Annotated in this window: 7 protein-coding genes; all 7 read left to right on the forward strand. The window is 75.1% G+C overall.

Annotation, left to right across the window (positions count from 1 at the left end; all coding sequences use genetic code 11):
• Position 1: 1 nt before the first annotated feature.
• Positions 2 to 871 (forward strand): EI24 domain-containing protein, encoded by an 870-nt coding sequence (locus tag ACH01S_RS40325; RefSeq protein WP_083981702.1) that lies wholly within the window; start codon positions 2 to 4, stop codon positions 869 to 871.
• A 75-nt stretch (positions 872 to 946) separates the two neighbouring features.
• On the forward strand, positions 947 to 2,362 hold the full coding sequence (locus ACH01S_RS40330) for a hypothetical protein (protein WP_067905363.1): 1,416 nt from the start codon (positions 947 to 949) through the stop codon (positions 2,360 to 2,362).
• A gap of 64 nt (positions 2,363 to 2,426) precedes the next feature.
• Positions 2,427 to 4,565: an acyl-CoA dehydrogenase family protein gene (locus ACH01S_RS40335; protein WP_067905365.1), complete on the forward strand. Its 2,139-nt coding sequence runs from the start codon at positions 2,427 to 2,429 to the stop codon at positions 4,563 to 4,565.
• 54 nt (positions 4,566 to 4,619) lie between these two features.
• Positions 4,620 to 6,296, forward strand: coding sequence for an MmpA family trehalose lipid delivery protein (locus tag ACH01S_RS40340; RefSeq protein ID WP_174564949.1), 1,677 nt, complete (start codon positions 4,620 to 4,622; stop codon positions 6,294 to 6,296).
• Positions 6,296 to 6,427 carry a hypothetical protein gene (locus ACH01S_RS46465; protein ID WP_255220389.1) on the forward strand — a complete coding sequence of 44 codons (132 nt, stop codon included), beginning with the start codon at positions 6,296 to 6,298 and terminating at the stop codon, positions 6,425 to 6,427. Before ACH01S_RS40340 ends, ACH01S_RS46465 begins: the two co-directional genes overlap by 1 nt.
• Positions 6,428 to 6,440: 13 nt before the next feature.
• A complete protein-coding gene (locus tag ACH01S_RS40345; protein WP_067905367.1) occupies positions 6,441 to 7,256 on the forward strand; it encodes a glycosyltransferase in 816 nt (271 codons plus the stop codon).
• Positions 7,253 to 7,553 (forward strand): glycosyltransferase (locus tag ACH01S_RS40350; protein ID WP_157406364.1); only part of this gene is annotated, 301 nt, incomplete at its 3' end. The genes ACH01S_RS40345 and ACH01S_RS40350, both read left to right, overlap by 4 nt.

Here is a 7,553-nt window from a genome sequence, read left to right on the forward strand (position 1 = left end):
CGTGAGCCAGCCGCACCTCCCGCAGCAGCCGCCCGTCCCCCCGAACCGGTTCGCGCCGTCCCCGGCCGCCGAGCCGAGGCCGTCCGCGTTCAAGGACTTCTTCACCGGCGTCGGATTCCTGCTGCGCGGGCTCGGCTGGACCGCCCGGCATCCCGCGCAGTGGCTGTTCGGGCTGATCCCGGCGCTGATCGTCCTCGTCGTGTACGCGGCGGCGCTGGTCTTCCTCGCGGTCGAGATCGACGACCTCGCCGGGTGGACGACCGGCTTCGCGGACGGCTGGTCCGACGCCGCGCGGACGTCCGCGCGGGTCGTCGCCGGGATCGCGATCTTCGGCTCGGCGCTGTTCCTCGCCGTCATCACGTTCACGGCGGTGACCCTGCTCGTCGGCGACCCGTTCTACGAGGCGATCGCCGTCCGGGTCGAGGAGTCCGAGGGCGGCGCGCCGCCGGAGCCGGACGTGCCGCTGCTCGTCCAGATCGGCCGGGCCATCCAGGACACGGTGATCCTCGGCGTCATCGCGCTGTGCTTCGCCGTCGTGTTCTTCGCGTGCGGGTTCCTGCCGCTGGTGGGGCAGACGGTGGTGCCGGTGGTCGCCGGGCTGGTGTCCGGATATTTCCTGGCAGGGGAGCTGACGTCGGTCGCGCTGGAGCGGCGCGGGATCCGGCGCAAGGAGCGGTTCGCGCTGCTGCGGCGGAACCGGCCGCTGGTCCTCGGGTTCGGCGCCGCGACCGTGGTGGTCTTCCTCATCCCGCTCGGCGCGGTGCTCGCCATGCCGGGCGCCGTGGCGGGCGCGACGCTGCTGGCCAGGGCCAGGCTCGCCGGAGAGCCGCAGGTCACGGCGGGTGTCGCCGGACCGGCGGGGAGCCGCTGAGTCGATGGGAAGATGTGTCCTGAGTGTGATTGGTGACCGGAACCGGACGGCTGATCTTCGCGTAACGTGTGCCGCATGTCCGATCAGGGGGAGCGCGGCGTGCGCTGGACCGAGATGAAGGATGGCGAGCCGCGGGACGAGTCCCGCGAGGCGCCGGACGCCACCGCGACCGGCCCGCGGATGACGTTCCCGGACCCCGAGGCCGTCCCGCCGGCCCCGGCGCCGCCCGCCGGGGCGCGGCCGGAAGAGAAGGCGGCGGAGTCGCACGACGTGTGGGGCAAGGTCGAGGACCGGCCCGCGCCGCGGCTCGACGACGACTGGGAGAAGCCCGCGGCCGACTCCTGGCGGACCGACGCTCCGGCCGAGGAGTGGAAGGACGCCGAGTGGCGTCCGGAGCCCGCCGAGGAGTGGAGCCAGGGACCGGCGGAGGAGTCCGGCGCCGAGGACGACGTGAAGGTCGCCCCCGTCCGGGACGACGACCCGCCCCAATGGGACGACTCGCTGTTCGACGAGAACTCCGCCGACCAGGGCGGCAACGACAACTACGTGCCCGCCGTCCCGACCGGGGCCGGGCTTCCCGCGAAGCCCGGCAAGCCGAGCAGCGGCAACTGGCAGATGCCCGACTGGATGGCCGACGAGGCCGCCGCCGACGCCAAGCTGGGCGGCGACGCCAAGCCGGACAAGCGCCGGGAGCGCCGCGAGCGCAAGGAGTACCGCGAGCGCCCGGAGCCCGACGTCTTCGACGAGGGCGGCGGCCGCTCCAGGCTCGTCCTGATCGGCGGGGTCGGGCTGCTGGTCGCGGCGCTCGCCGCCGCCGGGGCCGTGTACTTCCTGAAGGGCGGCGACGACGAGCCCGCCGAGACGGGCGGCAACGCGGGCCGGACGGCGTCCGCCGAGCGCACGGAGACGGCACGGGCCAAGATGCCGCCGGACAAGCGGCTCGCGCGGTTCGCCGGGCGTCCGAGCAAGCTGCTCGGCCGGGTCGCCGACGTCCGCTCCGGGCTGTCCTACCCGCGCCTCGCCGCGCCGTGGCAGGTGCCGACCAAGCAGAACAAGCTGGGCACGACGGGCTGGTCCGGGCAGCAGATCCTCGTGACGGAGCGGCACGGCGCCCAGTTCTGGTACGGCCAACTGCTCACCGGGACGCTGCCGCCGAGCCTGCTCGCCTCCTACCACGGCCCGGCCGACGTGAAGAACGTCACGGGCCTCGCCGCGCAGGGGTTCGAGGCGCAGTACTACGCGTTCCCGCACCGGTCGGCGCCGCTCGCGTCGCAGGCCATGCTCGTGGACGGCCGCCGGGGCTGGCTCGTCGCCTCCTACCTCACCTACCGGCGGACCGGGGTGCGGGCGACCGGCGAGGTCGTCGCGACCGCCGTGATCGACACCGGCCGGAAGGCGCCCGCGGTCGTGTTCGCGTCCATGCCGAACACGCACAAGCGGCAGTACCCGGACATCAACGAGTTCCTCGGCCGGTTGAAGCTCGCGTCATAGCGCCGCGACGCTCGGCCGAATCGCGTTCTAATAGGCTGGCCCCACGTCGAGGAGAGGTGGGGCCATGGCGATCGGGTTGACGGCGGAGCACGAGGCGCTCGCGGCGTCCGTGCGGGGGCTCGCCGAGCGGGCCGTCACGGCGCGGACCGTCCGGGACGCCGATCCCGGCTGCTGGCCCGCGCTCGCCGAGCAGAGCCTGCCCGGCCTGCACCTTCCCGAGGACGCGGGCGGGCAGGGCTTCGGCCTGCTCGAACAGGCGGTCGCGCTGGAGGAACTGGGCCGGGCCCTCGTGCCCGGGCCGTATACGCCGACCGTCCTGGCGTCGGCGATGCTGGACGCCTGCGGGGCGCTGTCCCTGTTCCCGGGCCTGGCGGACGGCTCCCACACGGCGGCGGTCGGCCTGTCGGGCGCCCTGGAGATGAACGGTTCCACTGTTTCGGGGACGGTTCAGCCCGTGCTCGGCGCGCCCTTCGCCGACCTCTTCCTGCTGCGTGCCGGTGAGCGGTGGGTCGCCGTCCATCGCGCCGACGTCACCGTGGGCGAGCTGGAGTCGCTGGACATCACGCGCCCGGTCGGCTCGGTCACGGTCGACGGGGTGGCCGTGCCGGACGAGCGCGTCCTCGACGTGCCCGGCGCGCGGGCGCTGGCGGTCGTCGTCCTCGGGGCCGAGGCGTGCGGCGTCGCCGGACGCGCCCTGGACGACGCCGTCGCCTACGCGAAACTGCGCGAGCAGTTCGGCCGTCCGATCGGGCAGTTCCAGGGCGTCAAGCACAGGTGCGCGCGGATGCTCATCGCCGTCGAACGCGCCAGGGCGGCCGTCTGGGACGCGGCCCGCGCTCTGCGCGAAACACGCGAACAGCGCTCGTACGCGTCCGCCGTCGCCGCCGTGCTGGCCGCCGACGCCGCCGTCCAGTGCGCGGAGGGCAACATCCAGATCCATGGCGGGATCGGCTACACCTACGAGCACGACGCACACCTTCTCTACCGGCGGGCGCTGACGCTCCGCGCGCTGCTCGGACGGGCGAGCGAGCACAGGGCGGACGTCGCCGCGCTGGCGGTCGCGGGCGTCCGGCGTCCCATGGACGTCGAGCTCCCCGAGGACGCGGCCCCGCTCCAGGAGGAGATCCGCGCCCGCGTCGCCGACCTCGCCGCGCTGGAACCGGCCGAGCAGCGCGCCGCGCTGGCGGACGGCGGCTGGGTGACGCCGCACCTCCCGAAACCCTGGGGACGCGACGCCGGGCCGCTGGAGCAGGTCGTCATCCAGCGGGAGCTGGCGGCGGCGGGGGTGCGGCCGGTGCCGCTGATGATCGGGGCGTGGGTCGTCCCGTCGCTCGTCCAGTACGGGACGCCCGAGCAGCGGGAGCGCTTCCTCCCGCCGACGCTGCGCGGGGAGATCGTGTGGTGCCAGCTCTTCTCCGAGCCGGGCGCGGGCTCCGACCTCGCCGGGCTCCGGACGCGCGCCGTCCGCGCCGAGGGCGGCTGGACGATCACCGGCCAGAAGATCTGGACGTCCCTGGCCCGCGACGCGCACTGGGGGATCTGCGTCGCGCGCACCGATCCCGACCGTCCGAAGCACGACGGCATCACCTACTTCCTCGTCGACATGGCGTCGCCGGGGATCGAGATCCGGCCGCTGCGCGAATGCACGGGCGACGCGGTCTTCAACGAGGTCTTCCTCGACGGCGTCTTCGTCCCGGACGAGCTCGTCGTCGGGCCCGTCAACGCGGGATGGCGCGTCGCCCGCACCACGCTCGCCAACGAGCGCGTCGGCCTGACCAGCACGTTCCAGCTCGGCGGGGACGTGCCGAAGCTGCTCGCGCTCGCCGCGGAGCTGGGCGTGGACGGCGACCCGCTCGTCCGCGACGGGCTCGGCGACCTCGGCTGCGACGAGCACGCGTTCGCCCTCCTCGGCCTCCGCGCCACCCTCAAGCAGCTCTCCGGGACGGACCCGGGCGCGACGGCGAACGTCCGCAAGCTGGTGGCGATGGAGCACGGCCAGCGCGTCACCGAGTTCGGCTTCACCCTGCTCGGCGCGGACGGCGCCCTGACCGGCGGCTGGACGGACGGCCCGCGCGCCCGCTGGACCCGCCACCTGCTCGCGTCCCGCGCGATGACGATCGGCGGCGGCACCACCGAGGTCAACCTGAACGTGATCGGCGAGCGCATCCTCGGCCTTCCCCGCGACCCCGATCCCACCAGGTAGCCGGGGGGTGTGGGGGTCGTCCCCCCACAGAGGAACAGGTAGCGTCCAGCCCACATGAGGGAGCGGACGCGGCACCTGGTGGCCGCGCTGACCGGGCTGGGGCTCGGGCTCGCGGCGCTGGGGCCGGGGCTCGCGCCCGGGTTCGTGCTGTCCTACGACATGGTGTTCGTGCCCGATCCGGCGTTCACGCGGCTGACGTTCGGGCTGACCGGGACCGTCCCACGGCACGTGCCGAGCGACGCCGTCGTGACCGCGCTCGCCACCGTGGTCCCGGCGGACGCGGTGCAGAAGCTCGTCCTGCTGGCGATCTTCGTGATGGCGTGCGCGTCGGCGGCGTCGCTGGTGCCGTCCGAACGGCTGGCGCCCCGCCTCGCCGCCGGGGTCTGCTACGCCTGGAACCCGTTCGTCGCCGAACGGCTGCTGCTCGGCCAGTGGGCGCTGCTGCTCGGCTACGCGGCCCTGCCCTGGGTGGTGGCCGCCGCCGCGCGGGCGGACGAGCGCGGCGGCGGGCGGCGCCTGGTCCGCGTCCTGGTCCCGGCCGCGATCGGCGGGTTCGCGGCGCTCGCCGTCTCCGGGCTCACGGCGCTGGTCGTCGCGCTCGCGACCGCGCGGGGGCGCGGCGCCGCGAAGGCGGTCGGCGCCGTGGCCGTGCTGAGCCTGCCGTGGCTGGTGCCGGGCCTGCTGCGGCCCGGCGGCCTGCCCTCGGACGGGACGGCCGTCGACCTGTTCGCGGCCCGCGCCGACACCCCGTTCGGGACGCTCGGCAGCCTCCTCGCCCTCGGCGGGGTGTGGAACGGCGAGACCGTCCCGTCCGGGTACGGGACGCCGGTGACCGCGTCCCTCTGGCTGGCCGTCGTGGTCGGCGCGCTCGCCGCCTATGGGGCGTGGTGCCGCGAGCCCGGCTGGCGACGGGGCGCGGCGTTCGCGGCCGGGGCCGGATTCGCGGTGGCGGCGCTCGGCGCGGTGGCGGCGCCCGTCCTCGACGGGCTCGTCGGCCTGTGGCCGGGGTTCGCCGTGCTGCGGGACGGCCAGCAGTTCGTCGCGCCGCTCGCCGTCGTCGTCGCGGTCGGGCTCGGGACGGCCGCCGACCGCGCCGCCGCCGCGCGGCTGCCCGGCGTCGCGCTCGCGGCGGTCGCCGTCCCGGTGTTCCTGCTGCCGACGCTGGCCTTCGGCGCGGCCGGAGACCTGCGGGCCGTCCGGTATCCGGACGACTGGGCGCGGGCCCGCCGGATCGTCGACGGCGACCCGGCGAAGGGCGACGTGCTGGTCCTGCCGTGGGCGGCGTACCGGAGCTACCCGTGGAACCACGGCCGCCGCGTCCTCGACCCGCTGCCCCGCTACCTGCACCGCCGGGTCGTCGTGAACGACGCCGTCACGGTGGGCGGCGCGACCGTCGCGCCCGAGGACCCGAAGGCCGTCCGGCTGGCGCCCGCCACGGCCTCGGCCGCCGCGCTGCGCGCCGCGGGCGTGCGGTACGTCGTGGTGGACGCCGAGACCGCCGCGCACCGTCCGGCCGGGGAGGTGCGGGAAGTGCTGCGCGGACGTGACCTGGCCGTCTACCGGATCGACGGGTCCGCCGCGCCGCCCGGGGACGGCGTCCCGGTCGCGCCCGCAGTGGCCGCCTGGGCCGTCACCGGTCTCGCCGTCGCCTGGTCAATCCGGGTCCCAAGGGCTACTCTGAGCCTTCCGTTACTCGGCAGTATCAAACCCCGCAGTCGAAGGACCCCCTGATGCGCATCGCCATCGCCGCGCTGGTCGGCGTGCTGCTGGCCGCCGGAGCATCGTTCACAGCGGTGCAACTCGCGAACGCCTCCCAGAAGGACCCCGTCATCAAGCCGCTGTACAACTACGGCTCGCGCTGACGTGTAGGCCCCGATGGCGACCCGGCGTGACGGCGATGTCGGCGGCGCGGTCCTCCTGGAGGTCGTCGTCCCCGCCTACAACGAGGCCGAGCGGCTGCCGGACGGGCTCGGCCTGCTGTGCGGCAAGCTCGCCGGGCTCCCGCTGCGCGCGGAGGTCGTCGTCGTCGACAACGCCAGCACCGACGGGACGGCGCGGATCGTCCGGTCGTTCCGGGGCCCGGTCCCGGTCCGGCTGCTGCGGTGCGAGCGGCGCGGCAAGGGCGCGGCGGTCCGCGAGGGGCTCCTCTCGACAGCAGCCCCGTTCGTGGGTTTCATGGACGCGGACATGGCAACAGACCTCGCGGCGTTGGACGAAGCCATCGTCCTGCTGCGCGAGGGCCGCCCGGTCGTGGTGGGGTCAAGGCGCCACGGTCGGTCGGTCGTCGAGGGGTACGCGCTGCCGGTGCGGCGGCTCGGCGCGATCACGTTCAACCGGATCGTCCGTGACCTCGTGGGCGGCGTGTCCGACACCCAGTGCGGGTTCAAGTTCTTCGACGGCGCGTTGGCACGTTCCGTCGCGGCGGATCTGCGCACGGCCGGTTTCTCGTTCGACGTCGAACTGCTCGCGCACTGCGTGCGGCGGGGCGCGTCCGTGACGGACATTCCGGTGGTGTGGCGCGACCGTCCCGGCTCGACGTTCTCCGTCCGGCGCCATTCCCTGCAATGCCTGCTCGATCTGGCCCGCATCCGGGCGCGTGCCGGATTCCGGCCCGCGCTCGCTCCGCCGGTCGGGGTGGTGGCCGTTCCGCAGCCCGGCGTACCGGCCGCGCCGGGCGTCAAGCCGGGATGAGCGGCGGCCCGCGCCTCGCGATCGTCAACTGGCGGGACCCGTGGCACCCGGCGGCGGGCGGCGCGGAGCGCTACGCCTGGGAACTGGCCCGCAGGTTCGCCGCCGAGGGCGCCCGCGTCCACTACGTGACGTGCCGGGCGCCGGGGCAGGAACGCGGCGGACGCGTCGAGGGCGTCGAGTTCGTCCGCCTCGGCGGCACGTTCACCGTGTATCCGCTCGTCCTCTCGTGGCTGCTGGCCCGCCGCCTGCGCCGCGCGGAACGGTTCGACGCGGTCATCGACTGCCAGAACGGCATCC

The sequence above is a fragment of the Actinomadura chibensis NBRC 106107 genome (genome assembly GCF_001552135.1).
GTDB classification, from domain to species: domain Bacteria; phylum Actinomycetota; class Actinomycetes; order Streptosporangiales; family Streptosporangiaceae; genus Spirillospora; species Spirillospora chibensis.

Bases quoted from the DNA above. Each gene is read 5' to 3' on its own strand.
- ACH01S_RS40330 (WP_067905363.1), top strand. From the start codon at position 947: ATGTCCGATCAGGGGGAGCGCGGCGTGCGCTGGACCGAGATGAAGGAT.
- ACH01S_RS40345 (WP_067905367.1), top strand. From the start codon at position 6,441: ATGGCGACCCGGCGTGACGGCGATGTCGGCGGCGCGGTCCTCCTGGAG.
- ACH01S_RS46465 (WP_255220389.1), top strand. From the start codon at position 6,296: ATGCGCATCGCCATCGCCGCGCTGGTCGGCGTGCTGCTGGCCGCCGGA.
- ACH01S_RS40340 (WP_174564949.1), top strand. From the start codon at position 4,620: ATGAGGGAGCGGACGCGGCACCTGGTGGCCGCGCTGACCGGGCTGGGG.
- ACH01S_RS40335 (WP_067905365.1), top strand. From the start codon at position 2,427: ATGGCGATCGGGTTGACGGCGGAGCACGAGGCGCTCGCGGCGTCCGTG.